The following is a 24,534-nucleotide window of genomic DNA, read 5'->3' as shown; positions in this document are numbered from 1 at the left end:
GGGGTGAGATCTTTGTTCGCGTCCGTTTCATCCCTGATTACCGGCCGCCGCCAGGCCTACCTGGTTCCGGCGATGGCTGTTTTATGCGGCATCGCCCTGACTGTCCTGCTGCTGGATTTCGCAGGTGTCCCCTCGGCGATGACCCGGTTGCTGACCGGTGCTCGCTTTGAACTTCTGGAACGCGAGCCGACCGGAAAGATCGTTATTGTCGATATCGACGCGCAAAGCCTTGCCGATGTTGGAGTCTGGCCATGGCCACGCCGCCTGTATGGGGACCTGATCGACCGGCTGGTTGAGGATGGGGCGGAACAAATCGCCCTCGATATTGATTTCAGCACTGTCAGCACAACCGAAGACGATGCGGCTTTCGCTTCCGCAATGGAACGGGCCAACGGGATCGTCAGCCTGGCGATGTTCCGTCAGAAGTCCCATCGGTCCGCCGCCCGGGACGGCGAGATGATGGTCAATCGGCCGATCGACCGTTTCCTGGACGTGTCCTGGCCGGTCGTCGTCAGCGTTCCGATCGAGGCCGACAGCAGGGTCTGGCGCAACTATTGGGGAGAGGTGATCGACGGGATTCCGGAGCTTTCCCTTTCCGCATTCCTGGGTGATGCGTCCGGTCCGACGGATGGCAATTTCTGGATAGATTACAGTATCGATCCGTCCAGGCTCACGACGGTTTCCTTTACGGACGTCCTCAATGGCACCTTTCCGAAGGACACGTTCCGGGGAAAGAAGGTCGTTGTCGGTGCGAGCGCGCAGGAATTGAGGGATCTTTTCCCGGTACCCGTCTACGGCATTCTTCCGGGAAGTGTCATCCAGTCCATTGCCGGCGAGTCCGTCCTGCAGAACAGGGCGCTTTCCATGACGGGGAGGGATCTGCTTCTCGCCCTTGCTCTCGTTCTGGCATTTCCGCTGATCTTTGCCATCGACACCAACTGGAAAAAGCGCCTCGCGGGCCTCGTCGCCATCTCCGCCGGCCTGGAACTGGCCGGTCTGATGATCCAGTCCCGCTATCCGGTCATTCTGCAAACCGGGCCGGCCCAGGTGGCGCTCATTCTCGCCGGATTGCATCTGGTGCTCAAGCAAATCGGGTTTCACCAGTTTCTTCTAAGGATTGCACGCGCCCAGACCCAAAACAGCCGGCGCATGCTCGGACAGGTCTTCGATGACAGTTTCGATGCCATCGTCGTGATGAATGCCCACCGGGAAGTCGTTGCGGCAAGCCGGGCAGCGATCGGCATGTTTCCTGCCGGCTTGAAGCCCGGGGTCATGGCGTCGGATTATCTGCCTGCGGAAATGGTTGAAGGGGCCGTTGCGGTTCTGGATCAAAAAGGCCCGGCGGCGGCCAAGCCGGAAATGAAAACCGTCAGGTTGAACGACAAGTCCGGTGAACCGAGAATGATCGAATTCATCGCGACGGGGTCATCGCACCTCGACATCTCCGACGAGGGCGTCAGTGAGCAGTCCGCGGTATCTCTGGCCTCTCTCACTTGCCGGGATGTCACGGAAGAACGTCTCGCGAATGAAAAACTGGCCTATCTGGCGAAATTCGAGCCTCTGACGGGCCTTTTGAACAGAAACAGCTTTGTCGACGGGATTGCGGAACATCTTCTGCCGATGAACCTGCAGCAGAGGCCCTGCATCCTTGCGATCTTTTCCGTCAGGGATCTGGACAGGATCACCGCGTCTCTGGGCTTTTCCTATACGGACAGGCTCCGGAAAAAAATCGCCCGGCAGTTGACCGGTTTCCTGAATGCGAACGATCTTGCTGCCTCGATCGGGGATGACAGTTTCGGCTGCCTGGCCTGGGTCGATGACACGGCTGCAGCGCCCGGCGAATTTGCAGCCCGCCTGCGCGATGCCGTCGCAACCGGATACGATATCGGCGGCAACAGGATCCCGGTGACTGTCAACGTCGGTTACACGGTTGCCATCGGTGAAATCGAGGATCCCAACACATTGCTGCGTCAGGCGCGAAATGCCTTGTCGCGGGCGCAGACCGGCCTGGCGAGCGAGATCGTGGGGTTCGACAAGAACATGGAAGACGGGGTCAACCGTCGTCAGAAGCTGGAAGTCGAGCTTGCCAGGGCGCTGGAACGCAATGAAATGCATGTGCTTTATCAGCCTCAGGTCGATCTCGCGACCGGAGAGATGATCGGCGTCGAAGCGTTGATGCGTTGGAAGCACAGCGAACTCGGCATGATTTCGCCGATTGAATTCATCAGTATTGCCGAGGAGAGCGGGCGCATTATCGAACTGGGCGCCTGGGTGCTGGAGCAGGCGATGCGGGATGCAGCCACGTGGACGCGGCCGTTGCGGCTCGCCGTCAACGTTTCCGCCGTTCAGTTGACCCGAAGCGACCTCCCGGCCGCCGTGAAGTCCGCGCTGACGAAAACGGGATTTGCCGCGGACCGGCTTGATCTGGAAGTCACCGAGTCGCTTTTCATTGATGAAAGCATCGACCTGAAAAAGCCGATTGCCAAACTGCGCAAGCTTGGTTGCTCGCTGGCGATGGATGACTTCGGAACAGGCTATTCCGGTCTCGGCTATATCCTCAGGTTCCCGTTTGCCAAGATCAAGATCGACCGCAGCTTCGTTGCGAATATGGAAAAGGATCGGGCGAATATCGCCATCGTGAAGGCTGTGGTGGACATGGCGGAGGCCTTTGGCATGACGGTCGTTGCCGAAGGCATAGAAACGATCGAACACCAGAAAATGCTGCTCGATCTCGGCTGCACTGTCGGTCAGGGCTATTATTACAGCCGTCCGGTCCCCGCCTCGGAGATCGCAAACCTGCTGAAGATGGCGGCGTAACCGGCCAGACCGAAATCACCGGGGTTCTGACCCTGGGTGCATAAACAAAAGGCCGGACGAATTGCCCGGCCTTTTTCAGTTGAGTGAGCTTTGCCTCAGAGGCCGAGACCGCCGATGCAGGAATATTTGACGTTCAGGTAGTCATCGAGGCCGTATTTGGAGCCTTCGTTGCCGATACCGCTTTCCTTGACGCCGCCGAAGGGCGCGACCTCGGTGGTGATGACGCCTTCATTGACGCCGACGAGACCGTATTCAAGCCCTTCGATGACCCGGAAGACGCGGCCGAGATCCTGGCTGTAGAAATAGCAGGCAAGCCCGTATTCGGTGTCGTTGGCCCGTTCAATCGCTTCTTCTTCCGTTTCGAATTTGAACAGCGCGGCGAGCGGTCCGAAGGTTTCCTCCCGGGCGACCTTCATGTCCGCGGTCGCGCCGGTCACCAGCGTCGGCTCGAAGAACGTGCCGACATTGCCGAAACGCTTGCCGCCGGTGGCGACCGTGCCGCCCTTGGCAACGGCGTCGCTCACATGGGCATCGACCTTGGCAAGGGCCGCCTCGTTGATGAGCGGGCCCTGGGTAACGCCCGCTTCCAGGCCGTTGCCCGGCTTGAGTTCGGCTTCGATGGCCGCCTTCAGTTTGGCGGCGAAGGCATCGTAGACGCCGGCCTGCACATAGAGGCGGTTGGCGCAGACACAGGTCTGGCCGGAATTGCGGAACTTGCAGGCGATGGCGCCCTCGACCGCCCGGTCGAGATCGGCATCGTCGAAGACGATGAACGGCGCGTTGCCGCCCAGTTCCATGGAAATTTTCTTCATGTGCTTGCCCGCGTTGGAGGCCAGCAGCTTGCCGACGCGGGTGGAGCCGGTGAAGGTGATCTTGCGCAGGTGCGGGTTTTCGCACATTTCCGCGCCGATTTCGGCGGCATTTCCGGTGAGGATGTTGATCACGCCGGCCGGAATGCCGGCCTTTTCGGCCATGATGCCGTAGATGAGTGCGGAGTAGGGGGTGAATTCCGACGGCTTGATCACGATGGTGCAGCCGGCGGCAAGGGCCGCGCCCAGCTTGCGCGCGATCATCGAATTCGGGAAGTTCCACGGCGTGATTGCGCCTGCAACGCCGACCGGCTCCTTGGTCACCAGAATGCGCCGGTCGCCCCAAGGGGAGGGGATGACATCGCCGTAGACGCGCTTGGCTTCCTCGGCGAAGAAACGGATGTATTTCACGCCGCCGGCGATCTCGCCCCTGGCTTCGGCGAGCGGCTTGCCCATTTCGGTCGTCAGCAATCCGGCCAGATCGTCGATATTGGCCATGATTTCGTCGCAAAGCTTCTGCATCAGCCCGGCCCGGGCTTCCGCGGTCATTTTTTTCCAGGAGCCGAGGGCCTGATAGGCCGCTTCGATGGCGCGCGCGGTCTCGGCGCGGCCGCAATTCGGTACCGTTCCGATGATCTCGCCGGTCGCCGGATTGGTGACCTCGATGGTCTCTCCGCTATCTGCGCCTGCCCATTTGCCGGCGATGAACACAGCTTCCTTTTTCAAGGACGGATCAAAATTCATCCCTTGCTCCCTTCGGCGCGACGGCGCCCTTGTGCTGATGAAGGGCCATGCGGCTGCAGGACCCTGGTGGCCACTTGATAGAGGGAGGGGCCTTCGCCATGCAAGCCGGATTCGCGGGAAGCAGTACACCTGGAGCAAGGCGGCCCGTTCTAAAGCCGTCGCAGGCGGGTTCAAGTCGTGATAGAGGGAAAATCCCTTCACCTACTCCCTCTGCAGTTACCGGGACCCCATGGCCGAGACAGACGTGATTTCGATTGACGCCGCGCAGCAGCTTGCAACCGCGGCCCTGATTGCCAACAGGACCGCGCCCGACATCGCCGCAAGGGTCGCCAGCGCGCTCGTGGCTTCCGAAGCAGCCGGCCAGCCGGGCCACGGCCTGTCGCGCGTTCCGTCCTATTCGGCGCAGGCGCAGTCGGGAAAGGTGGACGGTTTTGCCCGGCCGTCACTGGAGCGGGTCACCGGATCTCTGGTTCGGGTCGACGGCGCCTTCGGCTTTGCCTACCCGGCACTGGATCTGGCCCTCGATGCCCTGCCGGAGATGGCGCGCGGAAACGGCATTGCCATGGCCGCGGTCCGGCGTTCCCATCATTTCGGTCAGGGCGGGCTGCATTGCGAACGCCTGGCCGATCAGGGGCTGGTCGCGCTTGTTTTCGGCAATGCGCCGAAATCGATCGCTCCCTGGGGGGCTAAGGAGCCGCTCTTCGGCACCAACCCGATCGCCTTTGCGGCTCCGGTGCCCGGTTCCGCTTCCCTGGTGATCGATCTGGCGGTCTCCCGGGTCGCCAAGGGCAAGATCATGGCGGCGGAAAAAGCGGGGCGGCCGATCCCGGAGGGCTGGGCCCTGGACAGGGACGGTAACCCGACCACCGATGCCGCCGCCGCCATGGAGGGGACAATGCTGCCGATCGGCGACGCAAAGGGGGCCGCGCTCGCCATGATGGTGGAGGTGATGGCGGCGGCTCTTGTCGGCTCCAGTTTCGGCTTTGAGGCCTCGGGTCTTTTTTCGGGGGAGGGAGACCCGCCAAATCTCGGCCAGACGATCATTGCAATCGATCCCGGCCTTTCGTCGGGCGGAACTTATGGCGAGCGCATCGCGGCGCTGATGACAGCCATGGCCGGTGCGGAAGGTGCACGCCTGCCGGGCAGCCGCCGCATCGGGGCGCGTCTGAAAGCCGAGCGTGAGGGTATGGAAGTTCCCCGTCTCATTCTCGACGAAGTGCGCAAGCTGGCGGGGGGGCAGAGCCTTTCCCGGTTAGATTGAAGCATTCTGTTTGCCGTCCGGCGAGGCGATCTGCGCGGAGGGGCGTGAAGCCCATAGCGGGGCTATGGGCAAGCGGCCCGACAAAGCAGGCGTCCGCCGGACACAAACCCGAATGGGCCGGGCCGGTTTGGTCCAATGCCGTCGGGCTTCGCCTCGACCGTGCAGCCAGCACGGCCTTCGTCAAATCCCTCGGCCTTGAACCAAACCGCCTCCGGCAGAATGCTTCAATCTAACCGGGAAAGGCTCTAGCTGATATCGCCGTCGATCCGTTGTTTCAGCCGTTCGATGTCCTCCACCAGGGCCATTGCCTGGTTGTGGATCCGGTCGAGCGCGAGCCGCACGTTATCCAGTTGGGCATCGTCGTCATCTTGGATCGGAGCCGAGCCCCGTCCGACCAGAAGCCATGTCGGGCTGACGTTCAGGAGGCCGGCGAGCAGGACGAGTTTGTTGGAACGCGGTTCGGAACGGTCGCTTTCCCAGCCTTGCAGGGTGGAGGTCTTGATGCCGAGGCGTCTGGCAAGCTGCGCGGTGGAAAGGCCGACGGCATCCCGTGCCTTGCAGATCCGTTCACCCAGCGTGTAGTCGGTACTGGAATCTGCCCCGTCCTTGCCGGGCTGCGAAATTGATCCGATTGCCATGACCGGCTCCCTGAAAAATTCTTATATCCTTGGATAAGGACCCAAGCCTGACATGATCTGCGGGTCTTCTGCAACCGCAGTCGGAACAATGTCGCACCTGTTACGGTTCCCGACGGTTATTCGCCGGGAATCCGGTGTTCGGCCTCATGTTACGGTGGAGATCAGAACAGCGGCTCTTCCTCGGGGAGGCCAAGCTGCCGGCGGGCTGCGGTGAGCGTATTGGCCATCAGCATGGCAATGGTCATCGGTCCGACGCCGCCGGGCACCGGTGTGATGGCTCCGGCATGGGGAAGGGCCTCTTCGAATGCCACATCGCCGACGAGCCGGGTCTTGCCTTCGCCGCGTTCCGGAGCGGGGATGCGATTGATGCCGACGTCAATGACCGCGGCGCCCGGCTTGATCCAGTCACCGCGCACCATCTCCGGGCGTCCGACGGCGGCCACAACGATATCCGCTTCCCTGACGACGGCAGGCAGATCCTTTGTCCGGCTGTGGGCAATCGTGACCGTGCAGCTTTCCTGCAGCAGAAGGTTGGCCATCGGCTTGCCGACGATATTCGACCGTCCGATAACGACGGCGGACAGCCCTGAGAGATTTCCGCCCAGGGTGCGTTTCAGCAATACCAGGCAGCCTGCCGGCGTACAGGGAACCAGAGCATGGTCCCGTTCGCCCGTGGTCAGCAGACCCACATTGATGGGGTGGAAGCCGTCGACGTCCTTTTCCGGCTTGATCAGGCGCAGCACCTTGCTTTCGTCGATGTGTCCGGGAAGCGGGAGCTGGACCAGAATGCCGTGGATTGCAGGATCCTGGTTCAGCCTGTCGACAAGGGCAAGGACGTCCGTCTCCGGCGTGTCGGCGGCCAGGGTATGTTTCACGGAATGAAAACCGCAGGCCTCGGCCGTTCTGTCCTTGTTGCGGACATAGACCTGACTTGCAGGGTCCTCGCCGACAAGAACGACGGCGAGACCGGGGCGGACGCCTTTCGCCTCCACAAGGGCTGCTGCGCGGCGGGTGATTTCCTCGCGGACGGATTCGGCAACAGCCTTGCCGTCGATGATGCGTGCCGGAGACATGATTTTCCTCCCTGGGAGACCGGACCGGTCATTTCGTGAACCACGTGCCCACCTCTATAGAAAGAAATTGGCTTTCGTGGAAGGGTGTATACATATTTTATTGGTGGGCGTTGGAGGACTTGCCGGAGATGGTGTTGGCGTAGTGATCCAATTCATCGGGAAAAATCAAATTTGACTACAAAAGTCAGACAGCTCAAGGGCGGCGCAGACAATGTGGTAGAAAGAGCTGGCTGGAGCTGGCTCTGTCTTGAATGTATACATTTTATCGAATTTGTCTTTCCAAAGACCATCGGGTACGTCCTCGAAATAGGTTTCGAGCGCTTTCATGGCGCGAAGAACGTCGGCCAGATAGGCGTCGCGTTCGCAGCCGATGGAAACACCGGCCATCGAGACGGCTGCCTTCAGCCATTCGGTTTGCCCCCACAAGCGGGCCATCGGATTAAAGACGGAAAAATCATCATGGAGTGTCATGATTGCGACCTGGCGTTCGGGATCAACGCCATGGGAGATGCCGATCTGGTAGAGGCGGCGTGCTTTCGCCAGGGCTTCGAAGTCGTTTCGGGCCTTGCCCCATCTGGTCAGCAGCCAGCTCCATTCGAACTGGTGGCCGGGTTCCATGATGCGGCCCTGCTCTCCGGCAAAAGGCGACCAGTCGAGGTTGAAGAATTCGCGCAAACCCCCGGAGACGGGATCGATGAACTTGTCCATGGCCAGACGGGCGATCTCGTCGGCGAGGTCACTCCAGATGCTGCCTGCGCCGACTTCTTCCAGCGCGAGGGCGGCTTCAAACAGGTGCATATGCGGGTTGGAGCATAGCGGCAGGCGATCCGGATTGGCCTCCCGGAAGCCGGCGGCCGGATGCCCGTAGTATTCCCGTAGAAGGGTCAGCAGACCGGCGGCATCCGCGAACAGGTCGGTCCGCCGTTCGGTGAGGACATGGCCCGCATGGGCAAAAGCCAGAAGGGCAAAGGCCTGATTATAAAGGTCAAAATCGGAATCGAGATGGGTGCCGTCGGTTGCGACCACCGCCGCAAAGCTCGTGTCGGGGATTCTGCAATGCTCCAGGTACCAGTTCAGGCCGTGCGCGACGACCTCCCGCCAGGGACCTTGCCAGCCGAGGGTTCCCGCCTGCGCGAAACAATAGATCTGGCGTGCAGGCACGCGGGTGCGGACGGGCGCATCCGTTCCTTTTCCGGAGACGATGTCGATGGTTTCGAAAAAGGCCCCGCTTTCCGAATCGTAGCCGCCGGAATGCCAGCGGGGAAATGCCGAATCGACAATCCAGTCAGAAAGCCGGTTTGCCGCTGTTCGAATGTCATTTTCGAGCGTTTCTTGGGTCGGCGACATGGTTGGCTGGCTCCCGGTTTTCATTTGCTGCGGCCGATGTCTGAATAATGCAGAAAACGAGTGATTCTTATCGTAGGATTGAAAAAATGTCGTTCTGGAACGGAATGCTCCGGAATTAAAAAACAAAAGCGACTCAAAACATTAAGGAATACCGGGTTCACTGTTGCCGAAGAACAACAGCAGGAATTCCTCAGGGGACTTGGGGCGAGCATTCTTGGACAGGTGAATACTCGACATGCTACGACACCGCTAAAGGATCGGGTGGAACGGAATAAGTATGAGATTTTCCGCAGTTTTGATTTTGGGGGCGGCTCTGGCGGGGTGCGGAGCACTGCCGTCAGAAGGTCCCGCGGCGATGAATATTACGTCGCAGGATATCGAATCCAATTCTCAGGAAGGTGCCTATTCGATCATTTCGATCGATCCGTCGAACATCGATATAATCAAGCGTTACCGTCCTCTGGCATTTGCAAATGAATTCCATGGTGTCGGCCAGGGCAACAAGAGTTACCTGCTCGGTGTGGGCGACACTCTCGAGGTCGGTATCTGGGAAGCGTCCAAGGACGGCCTGTTTGCCAGCAGTGACAGCGCAAACAGCACCATCCCGGTCGTTATCGATGAATCCGGTTATATCTTCATCCCCTATGCGGGACGGGTCCGGGCTGCGGGTCTCAGCGTCGAGGGATTGCGCCAGTCGATCCAGAAAAAGCTGGTCGGCAAGGCAGTCGAACCTCAGGTGCTGGTCACCCTGAAAGACAAGCTCAGCGCGACCGCCGTTGTCGTCGGCGATGTCGGCTCGCCCGGCGTCTATCCGTTGCCGCTCAGAAATACCCGTCTTCTGGACCTTGTGGCCACGGCCGGCGGCTCCCGTGAGGCGACCTATGAAACGGTCGTCACCCTGAAGCGGGGCAACCGGGCAGGCACCACCCGCCTGGAACATCTGATCGACTATCCGGAAAACAACGTTCTGGTCTCGCCGAACGACACAATCCTGTTGTCGCACCGACCGCGGACCTTCTCTGCTTTCGGAGCCGTGAAGGCGAACCAGCTCGTCCCGTTCAAGACCAAGAGCGTGACCCTTGCCGAAGCCCTTGCAACCGTTGGCGGCCTGAACGACTATCGTGCCGATGCGGCCGGCATCTTCCTCTTCCGGTTTGAAGACACCGATCTCGTGCGCGAACTGCGTCCCGAGATCGCAAACAAGCTGGGCAACGAGAGCAGCGTGCCGGTTGTCTACAGGCTGAGCCTGCTGGATGCGAAAGGGTTCTTCCTGGCCCGTTTCTTCGAGATGCGGGACAAGGACATCCTGTACGTCGCGAACCATCCGACTGCTGAGTTCGGCAAGTTCCTGCAGATCATCGCGCCGTTGATCAGCAACGTCTCGAGCGTCCAGAGTATCGGTAACAATTTCTAAGGCAGAGCCGCGAACGCTTCGACAAGAGAGGGGACGGCAGTCGGAAAAACAGGTGTAAGGTGTTAGCGAACGGACAGCCGGCTTCAAAGGTATTCCTGTTCCTTCAGGGGCCGCCTGGGATCTTCGCCCGGACTGTTGCAGACGAGCTGGAACTTCTCGGCTGCCGCACGCTGCGCATCAACCTGTGCCCCGGAGACTGGTTCTTCTGGCACGACCGCCGCTGTGCCTCCTACCGTGGCTCGCTGGAGGACTGGCAGGGCTGGCTCAAGGCGTTCTGCCTTGAAAACGGCGTTACCGATATCGTCTACTATGCGGACCGGATGCCCTATCACGTGGCCGCAGCCGAAGTCGGGGCGGACCTCGGCCTGACCTGCACAGCCTATGAATTCGGATATCTGCGGCCGGACTGGATCACGCTGGAGCGAAACGGGATGTCCGCGCATTCGCTGTTTCCCAACGATCCCGACCGGATCCGGGCTGCGGCCGAAGGCCTGCCGGAGCCCGACCGGCGTCACCTCTACACCTATCCGTTCTACGCCGAAGCCGTGAACGAGGTGACGTTCAACATGTCGAACGTCCTGTTAAAGCTGCTTTATCCGAACTTCGTGCGCGACAAACTCTACCACCCGCTGCCCGACTACCTCAGCAACATTCCAAGACTTCTCCTGGCGAAACGGCGCAACCGGAATGCGGCCCATCTGATCGACGATGTGATTGCGGCCGGCTGTCCCTATTTCGTGTTTCCGCTTCAGCTGCAGAGCGATTATCAGCTGCGCTACAATTCCCCTTACGATCATATTGCCGAGGCGGCGGAGGAGGTCATCCGGTCCTTCGCCAAGGTGGCGCCCGTCGCCGCCCATCTCGTGTTCAAGCTGCATCCGCTTGATAACGGGATCGAGCCCTGGCGGAAGATCCTGCGCAAGCTCGCACGGAAATACGGTGTCAAGAAACGCGTCTATGTCATCGACGGCGGCAATCTGGATCGCCTGCTGCGCAATGCCGCCGGTGCGCTGACCATCAACAGCACCACCGGCATTCACGCGTTACGCGCCAAATGCCCGACGAAGGTTCTGGGCATCGCGCTCTATGATATTCCCGGGCTCACCTGCCAGAAGCCGCTGGATGATTTCTGGAAGGATGGAACCCGGCCGGACAGGACCCTGGTGGAAGACCTGGAACGCCTGCTCGCCAGAACCATTCAGGTCAAGGGGTGCTTTTATACCGACAGGGGACGAAGGGCCGGGGCGAGGGACATGGCCCGCAAGCTGGTCGAAGGCTCGGTCAACCTTCCCGGCGCGCTCTGCGAGGCCCCGCCGCGCCTTGAAAAGGCCCGGCAGATGGGGATAGCCACCACGTTCGCCGAGCAGATGGCCAACCGCTCGAAAACCGAATTGTGGTCCTATGCCTGGCGTGAATGACCGGAAAGAGCCGGACCGCCGCAGAGTCCTGTTCCTGCAGGGGCCGCTGTCGCCGCTCTTCCGCCTGACGGGAAACCGCATCCGCGAAGCCGGTCACGACGTGTTCCGTATCAATCTGTGCGCCGGAGACTGGCTGCACTGGCACGGCCCGGAATGTTCGTCCTTTCGCGGGCGGCCGTCGGATTGGCCGGAATTTATCGACCGGTTTCTGGAAGAGAACCGGATCACCGATCTGGTTCTCCACGGCGATCAGCGCGTCTACCATCGTCTCGCCATAAAGTGCGCCAAACAACAGGGCATTCAGATCGCCGTGACCGAACTCGGTTACCTGCGTCCCGGCTGGATGACCCTGGAGAAGAACGGTTTGTCGACGCTGAGCCATTTCCCCGACGATCCGGTGCATGTCAGGCGGATCGCGAACGCGGTCGGCGACGTCGATTTCACGCCGATGTTCCCAGGCTCCTTCTATCTGCAGACTGTTCCCGACGTGATCTACAATCTGGCGAATGTCATTTTGAAGCCGCTTTATCCGCACTATGAGCGCCATACGATCTACCACCCGGTTCCCGAATACCTGCGCGGGGCGATCCGGCTCCTGGGCGAGAAGAGGCGCAACAGGCAAGCGGACACGGCTCTGGCCGGGCTGGTCGAGAACGGCACGCCGTTCTTTATCCTGCCGCTCCAGCTGGAAGGCGATTTCCAGCTGCGCCGCCATTCGCCCTACGCCAGCTTCGCGGACGTCATAGACCTGGTGCTGAGCTCTTTCGCAGAAGCGGCGCCGACGGCCGCACACCTTGTTCTGAAAAGCCATCCCCTGGACGTGGGCTATGAAAACTGGCCGAAGGTGATCGGTGAGGCCGCCGAACGCCATCGGCTTGAAGGCCGGGTTCACTTCTTCGATGGCGGCAATCTCGGTGCCTTGTTCAAGCACGCAAGCGGCATGGTGACATTGAATTCCACGGCAGGCCTTGAGGCGCTGCAGGCGGGCTTGCCGGTGAAGACACTGGTTCCCGCCCATTACGATATCGCCGGTCTGACATCCCGCGCGCCGCTGGAAGCCTTTTGGACGAGGCCGGAAAAGCCGGACCCGGAGTTGCTCGAGGCATTTCTGCGTGCGATTGCCGGGACGATCCAGGTGCGCGGCTCGATCCACAATCGGCAGGGCGTGCCGGTTGCCGCAGACAACATCGCGCGACGGATCCTGAATCACAGCCTGAATGAACCGGACGCCTGCGTCGACCCGCCGCCGCGCCTTGAGCGCGCTCGGGCGCTCGGGGTGCCGCTTTGAACGCGCAGACGGCGGCGGAGCAGACCTTGCACGGCCTGATCGTCTCCGGAGAACGTCCTGACTTCGACAGCCGGATTGCCGAGGGCCTGGGCGTATCGCCGGCCAAGACAGCCGGGGAGGCCGATTTCGTGATCTCCGGCCTGAATCAGGAGGCTTTCGACACGGCGCGGCGCGAGGCGTTGGCCAACGGCAAGTCTCTCTGCCTGGTCATACCGGGTCCGTTGCCGTTCCATTCGAAGACGACACCGTCCTCGTTTTCCTATGTCATGCTCAAGGCGACGATCCTGTCACGCTACGGGCACGCCGACGAAGCGGCGATCCGGGCATTGCTCGCCGATGCCCTTCAGGCCGGGCGGACCGTAGACACGTCGGTCCTCGGGCAATGGCGCGCCCTGCCGCCAGCCGATGGGCGCAGCCCGCGGCGACAGGAAGCCGACATCGAAAACCGGGCGCTGCAGATCCTCATGGAGACCGGCGGACTTCCCGATGCCGAACCGGATGGGTTCTGGCGCGTCCTCGCCGAGGCCTGTGCCGGATCGCAACTGGAGCTTGACCGTGTGATCGGTCCGCTCCTGCAGAAAAACACCGCCTGGTTCGAGCCTTACCGCCAGAGCGTGATCGATGCGTCTGGCGCGTTGGAAATCTTGCGTCTCATTGAAACGCGCAGGGCGGAGAACAACCGGCCTGTCCATTGTTTCGGGGTGGCACCAGGCGGCCGTCCGATTATCTCCGCTGCATTTGCCGGAGACGGTGGACCGGTGACCTGGCACGACAACGATGCCGAAGCTCTGGCCGCCGCGGCCCGGCAGGGCGGCGTTATCCTGTCTGCCGGCGGGCTGGGCGCGGGCTCACTGGAGCAAGCCTGCCGCGACAGAGGTGTCGACCTGCTGCACATGGATGACGACTTCCTGTGCTTTACCGGTCTTGAGGCAGTGCTCCCACCGGCTGCCATGCTCACGGCCGATGATCTGGGGCCGCATGACGATGCGGCTGGTTCGAGCCGACTGGAGGCGCTGCTTCAGAATTATGAACTGAGCGCCGAGGAAATGAGCCGCGGGATTGCTCTTCTCGACAGGCTCGCCCGGGTCCACGATTTGAAAGACGGTCCGGATAAATCACGGGCGATCGCAATCCCGAAAGGCCGGCAAACAGTATTGGTGCCCGGCGAAGCCGGACGGGTTGATGAGGCCGCCGCCGCCACCTCGGAACGCAATCTGCATTTGTTGCGGCGAGCTCGGGAAAGAAACCCGGATGCCTTTATCATCTTCAAGCCGCACACCGACCTGGAAGCAGACCGGGCCTCAACCCGGGAAGCGCGCCGTTACGCCGATCTCGTTGAAAAAAAGGCCGATATCTCCGACCTGGTCGCGCAGTGTGATGCGGTGGAGACATTTTCGGCGCCGACGGGATTTGCCGCGCTTTTGCTGGGCGTGCCTGTCACCGTCCATGGCCTGCCGTTTTACGCCGGTTGGGGCCTGACCGAGGATCTATCGGTTTTTCCGAGACGCACGACCCGTAGAACCCTTGCCGAACTCGTCTACCTGGCCCTGGCCGTTTACGCCCGCTGTACCGATCCGGTGAGCCTGTTGCCGTGTCCGCCGGAAGTCCTGATCGACAGGGCTGTCGCCCGGCAACAGGAGATGCAGCGGCCTGCGCGTTCGCCTATGCTGAACCCGATGTCCTGGCTTGGCCGTAAACTGGGCTTGTAGTTCCTGCTATCCGGTGTTTTATCCGGAACATCGGCACGACCCTTGAAAGAAAAGACCACCATGGCTGCGCGAGATCCCGAAGTGATTGTCCTGACCGGTGCGAGCGGAGGCATCGGAACGGCCCTTGCCCGAGAGCTGGCGCGCCCGGGGCGCCGGTTGGCATTGATTGCGCGGGACAGGGAGAAGCTTGAGGCGCTCGCCGAAGAGGTTCGGGGGCGGGGGGCAGAGGCGGAAACGGCCGCACTCGATATCCGCGACCGGGATGCCCTTCATGCGTTTCTGGAGGATCTGGATCGAAGGCATCCGGTCGACCTTCTGATCGCCAACGCCGGCGTGACGGCGGGACTGGGGCCGGGCCGCAGCCGGGAAGCCGATCATGCGGCCGACCGGCAGATCGACATCAATTACCGCGGCGCGGTCAATACGGTGACCGGCGTCGTGGAACCGATGCGCCTGCGCGGGCGGGGACAGATCGTTCTTGTCGCCTCGCTTGCCGGCATGCGCGCCTTGCCCGACATGCCGAGCTACAGTGCAACAAAGGCCGCCGTTATCGCCTATGGCCATTCCCTGCGCGGCTGGCTTGCGCCCTTCGGCGTCGACGTGACGATCATTTGTCCGGGGTTTGTCACGTCGCCCATGTCGGCCCGGCACAAAGGCTCCAAACCATTCGAGATGCCGGCGGAAAAGGCGGCGATCAAGATGCGTCGGGCGATCGAGAAGCGAAAAGCTTTCTATGCCTTCCCCTTCATCCTGGCGACGGGCATCCGGCTGCAGAACCTGCTGCCGGCACGGATTTCCGATCTCTTCATGGGTGGCTTTGCCGCCGATATCGAGGAAGATCCGAGGTATTCCGGCAACGGGAAAGACGGCGGCTGACCTTCGGCCAGTGGACCCTATCGCGTTGCCTTGATCAGCCGGTCGACCGCCGAACCGTCATTCTTCAGCCTGGCAAGCTCCTCGACCGTGATCTCGATGGCGCGGTCGATCTGCTCTTTCGTGTGCTCGCTGGTGATGAAGAAGCGGATGCGGGCCGATTTTTCCGGAACCGCGGGGAAGATGATCGGGAGTGCGTTGACGCCACGTTCCAGAAGCCGGTTCGACAGGACCGCGGCGCCGACGGAATCGCCGACAATGACCGGCACCACCGAATAACCGGCGCTCGGCCCGGTATCGAGGCCGGCTTCGCGTGCCTTTTTCAGGAAGTATTGGCCGTTTTCCTGAAGCTTTCCGACCCGTTCCGGCTCCCGTTCCATGACCTGGATGGAGGCGATCGCCGATGCAGTCAGTGCGGGCGACAGGCCGACGGAAAAGACGAAGCCCGGCGCGGACACCTTGAGGTAATCGCACAGGGCCTTGGAGCCGGCGATGTAGCCGCCGCAGGAGGAGAACGTCTTTGACAGCGTCCCCATCCACATTTCGACTTCTCTGGGGTCGATGCCGAAGTGTTCGGCAATGCCGTGACCGGTCTTGCCGAGGACGCCGATGGAATGGGCTTCGTCGACCATCAGCCAGGCGTCATAGGACTGCTTGAGGGCGACAAGCCGCTTCAGGTCCGGGAAATCCCCGTCCATGGAATAGAGGCCTTCGACGATGATCAGCACATTGTCGAACTTGTGCCGGTTTTCAGAAAGCAGCTTTTCCAGTGCGTTCAGATCGTCATGAGGGAAGTTGATCCGGGTCGCCCCGGACAGCCTTGCACCTTCGGCAATCGAATTATGCACCAGGGAATCCGTCAGGATGAGATCGCCCTTGTGCATCAGATGGCCGATGGTGGTCACGTTGGTCGCATGGCCGCTCACCATGACGATGGAGGATTCAACGCCGTGCACGCGCGCAAGCGCCTGCTCCAGCTCGCCATGCAGCGGACGCTCCCCGGCAACGATGCGGCTTGCCGAAACGCTGGTGCCGAAGGTGTCGATCGCCTCCTTGGCGGCCTGGTTGACTTCCCTGTGGCCGTTGAGGCCGAGATAGTTGTAGGAAGCGAAATTGTCGTGGGTCTTGCCGCCGATTTCCGTCGTGCCCGTCGCCAGCCCGTCATGCGGCCGGAAGAAGGGGTTTTCGATCCCCATCATGTCGGCCGCCGCACGCTGCATCTGCAACTGCTTGATCTGCGGCAGGGTCTTGAAATCGAAAGCTTTTCTCTTCGGCGCTTCGGGTTTCTCCGAGGTCGACGAGGGCCGCTTGTCACGTACCGAGCGGCGCCCGGCACGGACGCTGTCCATCAGTTTGGCGCGCTCATCCGCGCCCAATCCCTTTGGTCCGGTCATAGGAATGATCCCAGTTCGCGGCTCTTGTTTTCCAGTTGCGCTGCGACGTCCGAAAGGTCTTCCGTTTCCGTGCGTTCGTTGTCGGTCATGTGCTGGCTCGCAAGCTGCTGGGAGTCCGCGGAGTAGCGGTCGTCGCCTTCCTCGCCCAGCACACGGTTGGCAACGCGGCTGGAAAGATCGATCAGCGTTGCGCCGTTGGCAAGCGACATCAGCGGAATGTCGATGCCAAGCTGGCGTTCCGCGCTCATGCGCAATTCCAGCGCCATCAGCGAATCCATGCCGATATCCGACAGCGGCTTGTGCGCATCGATTTCATCCGGCGAAATCCTGAGGATCTTGCCGATTTCCGCTGCGAGCAGCTTGGCAACGGTCTGGGCTGCCGTCGTCTTGTCCATGCCGTCGAGCAGGGCATGCAGATCGATGGCGCCTTCCGCGCCACTGCCGTCATCTCCGTCGCCAAGACCCAGAAGCTGGATCAGCGGGGTGCCGAGCAGGGCAAGGTCCTTGCGGGCCGACTGCCAGTCGATGCGGGCATAGCCGACCGCTGCGGTTTCCAGGTCCTGCTGGGGCAGGGCCATCAGCGACATCAGGCCGTCGAGCGCTTCGCGGGCGGTCAGGGCATGGCGGCCGAGTTTGCGCGAGAGCATCTCGTTGACGTCCTCGTTGCGGGCGAGATAGCCCGCATCGGAGATGGCGCCCCAGGCAACCGTGAGGGCAGGGCGGCCTTCCGCGCGGCGCTTGCGCGCAAGCGCTTCCAGGTAGCCGTTGGCCGCCACATAGTTGGCCTGTCCCGGGTTGCCGACCAGGGTCGTCGCAGACGAATAGAGCACGAAGTGGTCGAGCGGATCGTCCTTGGTCAGCCGGTCCAGCAGTTCCGCGCCACGGACCTTGGGCGCGAGCACGCGGGTCAGTCCGTCATGCTCCAGATTTGCGATCAGGACGTCGTTCAGCACCATTGCCGTATGGAACACGCCGCAGATCGGATGTCCGGAAGAACGGATCTCTTCCAGCGCCGATTCCATAGTCGCTTCATCGGTGATGTCGCAGGCATGGGCGGAAACCGAAACGCCCCGCTTCTCAAGCACCTCGATGGCCTGCCGCGCATCGTCGGAGTCGCCGCCGCGGCGGCTGAGCACCGCCAGGTGCTTCGCGCCCTTGTCGGCAAGCCGGTTGAGCAGTTCCACGCCGAAGCCGCCGAAGCCGCCGGCAATCACGTAGACCGCGCCGTCCTTGAAGGTCAGATGCGGCGTTTCCGGCAGGTTTTCAGGCACTTCCGGCGGCCGCAGGACGATCTTGCCGATATGGCCGGCCTGCTGCATCAGGCGGAAGGCGTCGACCACCTGGTCCGCCTCGAACACCCGGTAGGGCAGGGGCGAAAGCGTCCGGCTCTCGAATAGCTCTACCAGCTTGGTGAACAGCTCGACTGCGAGCTGCGGCTGGCGGGTCAGAAGCTGGTCGGCGTCAATGCCGAAATAGGTCAGGTTCTGGCGGAACGGCCGGAGACCGATCCGCGTGTTGCCGTAATAATCCCGCTTGCCCAGTTCCAGGAACCGGCCGAAGGGCTTCAACACGTCGATGCTGCGTTCCATGGCCTCGCCGAAGAGCGAGTTCAGGACCACATCGACGCCTTCACCGTCGGTTTCCTTCATGACCGCGTCGACGAAGGAGAGGCTGCGAGAATCGAGCACGACATCGGCCCCGAGCAGCTTCAGGACGTTGCGCTTTTCCGGAGAGCCGGCGGTGGTGATGATCCTCGCCCCGCGCCACTTCGCGATCTGCAGAGCGGCCAGGCCGACACCGCCGGCGCCGCCGTGGATCAGGACCGTTTCGCCTTCAGCGAGACGGGCCAGATGGACCAGGGCGTAATAGGCGGTGAGGAAGGTCACCGGGATGGTTGCCGCTTCCTCAGGAGAGACCGTGGACGGCATCGGTGCGCAGCCGCTTTCGTCCACCGTCACATGGCTTGCGAAACAGGCCGGCGCGAACGTGATGACCCGGTCGCCGGGACGGAAGCGGGTCACACCCGGGCCGCAGGCAACGACGGTGCCGCAGCATTCCATGCCGAGCGTCGGTCCGGCAAAACCGTCTTCCAGCGCCTCTTCCGGCAACAGGCCGAGGGCCCACATCACATCGCGGAAATTCAGGCCGCTGGCTTCAACGGCGATCTCGACGTCCGATCCTTGAGGGTCGGCCCGGTCGAGCGCCTGCCATGACAACTGGTCCAGTGCGCCCTGGCGCAGGATTTCCAGCCGCATTCCGGGGCGGGCGCCGCCGGAAACCGTCTGTTCGGGAAGCACGCCGCCCTGAAGGATCCTGAGGCCGGACCGGTTCCGGCCGTCCAGAACGACTTCCCGCTCTTCGCCGTCGCGCAGCAGTTCCTCGGCAAGCCGTGATGCGGCAATGCCCGGTTCCAGCGTCGGCGACAGGTCGATCAGGCGGACATTCGCCTGGGGGAACTCATTCATCGCCACACGGCCATAGGCCCAGGTTCCGGCCTGATCCGGGCAATGGGCGACGCCGCCTGCGAGGTCCTGTGCGCCACCGGGGGCAACGATGACGATCTCACCGTCATCGGCGCCGAGCGTATTCAGGATCCGCGTCAGCGACCATGTGCGCTTGTCGACGACATTGAGGGCATCCGCCTTGTCGGCATATCCGCCCTGAAGATGAACCAGACGCCCGCTTGCCTTGCCAAGCAGCTGCTTCAGGACGCCGCTCTCGCCATCGACATCGATCATCCAGATGCCTTCGGAAACCTCTTTCGTTTCCTGGCCGGCGATCAGCAGGGTGGTTGCGACCTGGTCCCGGTTGAGGCAGACGGACAGGCCGTCTGCCAGCTTGCGGGCAGGGCCTTCCTCATCCGTGAACAGAAGGAAATGCCGGGTTTCGACAGCAACCGGTGCTTCTTCGCCGTCTGCTTCTTCTGCAGCCTGCTCCGCCTTGGCGCCGGCACGGGCGGCAATCAGATCGCCTTCGGCAACGGTGCTGTTCAGCGTTGCCGTTTCGATCTGTCCGAAACCGGCCTGAGTGAGGATTTCGCTCCAGTCCTCGTTCAGGCGCGACAGCGCAATGTCGCTGTCTCCGTCCTGCCACCAGTCCTGCCCGATGCCGCGGATCAGATCCGTAAGCGGAGCGGCAAGATGTTCGGCAGCCACAAGCAGGGCGTCTTCCACCGCCATGTCGGCGATCTTCGAAAGCTGGCCTTCCCGCAGTTCGGCCATAGATGCGCCGAAGACGATGAGGTCGAACGGCGCCTGCTTTGCAAGCGTGTCGTCTTCGAATTCGTGGAACTGTGTCGACGTGCTTCCGGTCCAAAGCCGTGCTGCACGGCCGAGATGACTGTCCGACGGATCCGTAACCGCGACGGACATCCGGCGCGGATCGAGCTGGCGATCGAGCGACTGGATGACGTCGTGCGCGGAGGCGCCGACGACGAGGCAGCGCAGGGCCCGGTCTTCCGGCCAGTTGGCCACCAGTCCCAGGATTGCGGCCTTCAGGGCGCCGGAAATGGCCGTTGCCGCCGGGGAGGCGGTCAGATAGGCGTCGTAAAGCCCGCCGGCATAAAGATCCCCGGCCGAAGCGGGCAGACCGTCCCGAAGGACATCGGCAAGCCCGGTGTAGAGGCGTGCGAGAAGCGATGCTTCGGCAATATGGCGCGCGCCTTCCAGCGCGATCGTCTGCATCAGCAGGGACGTATCCGGTCCATCTGCCGGGTCAGACAACTGCCAGCCGCCCTCGGCTTCTCCGGCAAGTCCGCTTTCCTCAAGCCAGCCCAGCAGGGAATGAACGAGCGGGCGCGCCGTCTCGTGGATCTTGTCCGTCCCGATCAGGGCCGTCAGGTCGAACTTGCCGTTTTCTGCGAAGTTCCAAAGCGTCTCATGGGCAATCGTCCGCCCCATGGCCTCGATGAGAAGCACGGAATCTTCCAGTTCCGGCGCTTCGTCGGCCGCGACGCCGATATCGCCGGCAAAGGCCGCGAACCCGTTCGGGAGAACGGCTTCGGTCGGGGCCTTGCGATCGGCATCCGGCAGCAGCGTGGCAAGCTGCCTGTAAATGAGTTCGTTCGGGCGCGTTTCCCGGCCGAGCTTGACGGCGCGGAACCGGGTTCGAGCCAGGCGGGCGATCACTTCGTCGTTGGCGTCGATATATTCGAAGGTCGCCTCGATGGAGCGCGGCGAGGCCTTGGTCACCTTGATGCGGACCGCTTCCGGCTTCACTTCCGGCTGCAAAAGCCGCAGGCTGCCGATGCGGATCGGCAGGAAGCTGGTCTTTTCCGGAACGCCGGAAACCGATTGCAGCAGGGCGAAAAGGCCGTGGAAGCCGGAATCCACCAGCGTCGGGCAAAGGGACAACTCGGTCTGCGCAAGGCAGTCGTCCTGCGGGCGCAGGTAGACGGTCGCGGAGCGTTCGTCATGGGTAATAACATGGTCGGCGCGCCGGAAAACCGGGCCGTATTCCAGGCCGAAGGACCGGGTGATCGTGTAAAGCGCGTCGTGATCCAGCCGGGAGGTTTCCTGTTCGCCTGCCGGCAGCCAGGGCGTATGGTCGGTCTCCGACGGTGTCACGAAATGACCGCGGGCATTCAGCGACCAGTCGCTGTCCTGCAGACGCGGTCTGGAATAGATTTCCACGACCCGGTCGTCCGGCGAGATCCGGACTTCCGTTTCCCAGGTCTCGCCGCTGTCAATGACCAGCGGACGCAGGATGTCCAGGTCGCGAATTTCGACCGTATCGCTCTTGGTCCAGTTCAGGGCGGCCCTGAGCACCATTTCCGTGTAGCCGGCGGCCGGGAAAACGACCGATTCCTCCACCTTGTGATCCGCCAGCCAGGGAATGGCGACCGCGTCCACATGGTTGAACCACTCCGCCACGTCCTGTCGCAGGCGATAGCCGAGCAGGGGCCAGGTCCGGCCGAACATGAAGTCGACCCGTTCCGACGTGGGGTCGGGCATATAGGGCGAATTCTGCCAGGGATATCCGGGAAGTGCGGTCAACGCATCCGGCCGCGGGGCAACGAACCGGGAGAGATCCACCTTGCCGCCATGGGCAACGACACCGCTCGCCACCTTGGCGACCGGGTTCTGCACCGGCGCGCTGTTCTTGCCCGGCTGTTCGAGGCTCGCAAGCACCGTCGCCTTCTTGCCGTCGCTGCGCAGGACGTCGTTCATATAGGTGCCGAGCACCGCCTTCGGGCCGATTTCCACCAGAACGCCGAAACCGTCTTCGCTCATCTTCGAGATGGCGTCGGCGAATTTCACCGGCTGGCGGACGTTGCGCCACCAGTAGTCGCTGTCCAGCGTCAGGCCTTGCGCCTCCGGCTCGACGGTCGAGTAGAAGGGCAGGGCCGGTTCCTGCGGCGTAATGCCGGTGAGCGCCGTCAGAAGCGGCTCCCGGATCGGGTCCACCAGCGCGCTGTGGAACGGATAGGCCAGGTTCAGACGGCGCAGGGCCCACTTCTTCTTGCGGGCGAATTTCGCGAAGGCGTCCAGGCTTTCGGTGTCACCTGAAATGGTGACACTGCGCGGGCTGTTGATCGCGGCCAGTTCAAGCCGCGGCAGGCCGCTTTCCTCCATGGCCGCCAGTGCCTTGTCGGCCGGCAGCAGAAGCGCCGCCATGGAGCCGAGGTCGCGGACCACTTCCTGTTCGCTGGAGCGGGCGTGAATGACCTTGACCGCCTGTTCCAGGGTCAGCGCGCCGCAACACCACGCGGCAGCGACTTCGCCGACACTGTGGCCGCAGGCGCCTTCGGCCTCGATGCCGCGGCTTCGCAACGCTTCGACAAGCGCGACCTGAATGGCAAACAGCAGCGGCTGCGAGATTTCCGCGCGCTCGATATCGTTTTCCAGGTCTTCGGCGAACAGCGTGGTCAGAAGCGACCAGCCGCCGATGCCCATGAAGATCTTGTCGACCCGTTCGAAGGCGAGCCGGAAGGTCTCGTCCTTCTGGTAGGCTTCCTGTCCCATGCCGGCCCATTGCGAGCCGTTGCCGGAGAAGACAAAGCCGATCTTTTCCTTCGGCTTGAGGGCCTCGCCGGCGATCGCCTCGGGCGTATCCTCTTCGGCGATAAAGGCCTCCAGGGACGCAAGCCGGCTTTCCGGGCTGTCGCCGCAGATAACCAGGCGCTGTGCCAGGAGATCCCGCGCGTGGGCGGCGGAAACCGTTACCCGGGCCGCGTCTTCACTATCCGCATCCTTCAGCCGGTCGCGATAGCGCGTCGCCAGTTCCTTCAGCGCATCCTTGGACCGTGCGGACAGGACCAGCGGTGCGCCAGGCGAAACAGCGTCGTCCGCCACCGGTTCTGGGTCGCCGTCCGCGATCACCGTATGCGCATTTGTGCCGCCGAAGCCGAACGAGTTGATGCCGGCAAGGCGCGGCTTGTCGGAGCGGGCAAGCGCGACCTGTTCGCTTGCGACCTTGAGGTTCAGCTCCTCAAACGGAATGTCCGGGTTGGGCGCGTTGAAGTGCAGTGATTTCGGCAGCGTGTCATGCTTGAGCGCCAGAAGCGACTTGACCAGTCCGACGAGGCCGGACACCGGCTCCAGGTGACCGACGTTGGTTTTGACCGATCCGATCGGCAGGACTTCGGAGCGTTTCTGGCCGATGACCTTGCCCAGGGCGTCGGCTTCCGCCGGATCGCCGACGCGGGTTCCGGTGCCGTGCGCTTCGACAAAGGCGAGCGCGTTCGGGTCGATTCCGAGGCCATCGTACATTTCGCGCAGCAGGTCCGCCTGGGCGTAAGGAGACGGCAGGGACAGGCCGACCGTGCGGCCGTCGGCATTGATGCCCGAGGCCAGGATTTTTGCATGGCTCCGGGCCCCGTTGAGCACCTTTGCCCGCTTTGAACGCAGCACGATCGCAACGCCGCCTTCGGAACGCACGTAACCGTCGCCATTGGCGTCGAAGGCCTGGCAGAGGCCCGTCGGCGACAGCATGGTCGCCCGCGAGAAGCCGATGAAGGCGAACGGGCTCAGAAGCAGGCTGACGCCGCAAACGATGGCCGTGTCGATCTGGCCGCTCTCGATGGCGGAAATCGCCTCATGCAGGGCGACGAGGGACGAGGAGCAGGCGGTGTCGACCGTGAAACTCGGGCCGCGCAGGTCGTAGATATAGGAAATGCGGTTCGAAACGATCGACAGCGTGTTACCGGTCATGAACTGCATGTCGGCGGTTGCCGGGTCGCCGATGAACCGGTGGTGATAGTCAAGCGAGGAGGCGCCGACATAAACGCCGGTTGTCGTACCGGCCAGTTCGCTCGGCGGGATATTGGCGTGTTCGAGGGCTTCCCAGACCAGTTGCAGCAAGAGGCGCTGCTGGGGATCTATCTGGAGGGCTTCGCGCGGAGAAATGCCGAAAAAGGACGGATCGAAACCCCAGACATCATCCAGCTGGCCGGCAGCCCAGGTGTAGGTCTTGCCCGAAACGGACTTGTCCGGATGCCCGAAACGGGCCAGCGGCCATCTGTCATTGGAAACCGATGTTACTGCGCATTTTCCATCGCGCAGAAGCGCCCAGAAATCTTCCGAAGTGTTTGCGCCGGGCAACCGGCTCGCATAACCGACGATATCGATATTGGAATGTAAAGAAGCCACTGAGCAACCTTCAGCGTATTTCGCCGTAACCAGCGATCGATGGGAATACGAATAAGGTGAGTGGAACGCGGCGCGCGCTATGCATTTTTATTAACCACCCTCCATGAGTTGCCCTTAGGGCACTCGCCTCTCGATTAATGGCTCACGGCCAATGCTGCAC

13 protein-coding genes are annotated in these 24,534 nt (G+C 62.2%); 7 read left to right on the top strand and 6 right to left on the bottom strand.

What is annotated here, in order from left to right:
* The first annotated feature begins 3 nt into the window (after positions 1-3).
* Positions 4-2,817 (top strand): EAL domain-containing protein, encoded by a 2,814-nt coding sequence (locus HK439_RS10405; protein WP_190291346.1) that lies wholly within the window; start codon positions 4-6, stop codon positions 2,815-2,817.
* Between the two features lie 95 nt (positions 2,818-2,912).
* On the opposite strand, the gene HK439_RS10400 is transcribed toward HK439_RS10405, so the two are convergent.
* A complete protein-coding gene (locus tag HK439_RS10400; protein ID WP_190291345.1) occupies positions 2,913-4,370 on the bottom strand; it encodes an NAD-dependent succinate-semialdehyde dehydrogenase in 1,458 nt (485 codons plus the stop codon).
* Positions 4,371-4,599: 229 nt separating this feature from the next.
* Between HK439_RS10400 and HK439_RS10395 the strand changes: the two genes are divergently transcribed.
* Positions 4,600-5,631 carry an Ldh family oxidoreductase gene (locus HK439_RS10395; protein ID WP_190291344.1) on the top strand — a complete coding sequence of 344 codons (1,032 nt, stop codon included), beginning with the start codon at positions 4,600-4,602 and terminating at the stop codon, positions 5,629-5,631.
* Between the two features lie 245 nt (positions 5,632-5,876).
* Here the strand turns inward: HK439_RS10395 and HK439_RS10390 are convergent, their stop codons facing one another.
* The 3 genes from HK439_RS10390 to HK439_RS10380 form a co-directional block, all read right to left on the bottom strand.
* On the bottom strand, positions 5,877-6,269 hold the full coding sequence (locus HK439_RS10390) for a helix-turn-helix domain-containing protein (protein ID WP_190291343.1): 393 nt from the start codon (positions 6,267-6,269) through the stop codon (positions 5,877-5,879).
* Between the two features lie 161 nt (positions 6,270-6,430).
* Positions 6,431-7,342, bottom strand: coding sequence for a bifunctional methylenetetrahydrofolate dehydrogenase/methenyltetrahydrofolate cyclohydrolase FolD (gene folD, locus HK439_RS10385; protein ID WP_190291342.1), 912 nt, complete (start codon positions 7,340-7,342; stop codon positions 6,431-6,433).
* Positions 7,343-7,507: 165 nt separating this feature from the next.
* On the bottom strand, positions 7,508-8,689 hold the full coding sequence (locus tag HK439_RS10380) for an AGE family epimerase/isomerase (RefSeq protein WP_190291458.1): 1,182 nt from the start codon (positions 8,687-8,689) through the stop codon (positions 7,508-7,510).
* 355 nt (positions 8,690-9,044) lie between these two features.
* Between HK439_RS10380 and HK439_RS10375 the strand changes: the two genes are divergently transcribed.
* Genes HK439_RS10375 through HK439_RS10355 form a run of 5 tightly spaced genes read left to right on the top strand, consistent with a single transcriptional unit; the run spans position 9,045 to position 15,394 of the window.
* A complete protein-coding gene (locus tag HK439_RS10375) occupies positions 9,045-10,103 on the top strand; it encodes a polysaccharide biosynthesis/export family protein (RefSeq protein WP_209011711.1) in 1,059 nt (352 codons plus the stop codon).
* Between the two features lie 59 nt (positions 10,104-10,162).
* Positions 10,163-11,521 carry a capsule biosynthesis protein gene (locus tag HK439_RS10370; RefSeq protein WP_190291340.1) on the top strand — a complete coding sequence of 453 codons (1,359 nt, stop codon included), beginning with the start codon at positions 10,163-10,165 and terminating at the stop codon, positions 11,519-11,521.
* On the top strand, positions 11,505-12,809 hold the full coding sequence (locus tag HK439_RS10365) for a capsule biosynthesis protein (RefSeq protein WP_190291339.1): 1,305 nt from the start codon (positions 11,505-11,507) through the stop codon (positions 12,807-12,809). The genes HK439_RS10370 and HK439_RS10365 overlap by 17 nt, the downstream gene beginning before the upstream one ends.
* Positions 12,806-14,518, top strand: a complete 1,713-nt coding sequence (locus tag HK439_RS10360) for a hypothetical protein (RefSeq protein ID WP_190291338.1) — start codon at positions 12,806-12,808, stop codon at positions 14,516-14,518. The genes HK439_RS10365 and HK439_RS10360 overlap by 4 nt, the downstream gene beginning before the upstream one ends.
* Before the next feature lie 60 nt (positions 14,519-14,578).
* On the top strand, positions 14,579-15,394 hold the full coding sequence (locus HK439_RS10355) for an SDR family NAD(P)-dependent oxidoreductase (RefSeq protein ID WP_190291337.1): 816 nt from the start codon (positions 14,579-14,581) through the stop codon (positions 15,392-15,394).
* A gap of 17 nt (positions 15,395-15,411) precedes the next feature.
* Here the strand turns inward: HK439_RS10355 and HK439_RS10350 are convergent, their stop codons facing one another.
* Together HK439_RS10350 and HK439_RS10345 are read right to left on the bottom strand one after the other, a co-directional pair.
* Positions 15,412-16,785, bottom strand: coding sequence for an aminotransferase class I/II-fold pyridoxal phosphate-dependent enzyme (locus HK439_RS10350; protein ID WP_190291336.1), 1,374 nt, complete (start codon positions 16,783-16,785; stop codon positions 15,412-15,414).
* Entirely contained in the window at positions 16,782-24,374 is a 7,593-nt protein-coding gene (locus tag HK439_RS10345; RefSeq protein WP_209011710.1) for a type I polyketide synthase, read from the bottom strand. The genes HK439_RS10350 and HK439_RS10345 overlap by 4 nt, the downstream gene beginning before the upstream one ends.
* Positions 24,375-24,534 lie beyond the last annotated feature (160 nt).

Source organism: Roseibium aggregatum, assembly GCF_014692675.1.
GTDB lineage: Bacteria > Pseudomonadota > Alphaproteobacteria > Rhizobiales > Stappiaceae > Roseibium > Roseibium aggregatum_C.
The sequence above is the reverse complement of the archived record's forward strand: the minus strand, read 5'-3'. Positions and strand labels throughout refer to the sequence as shown.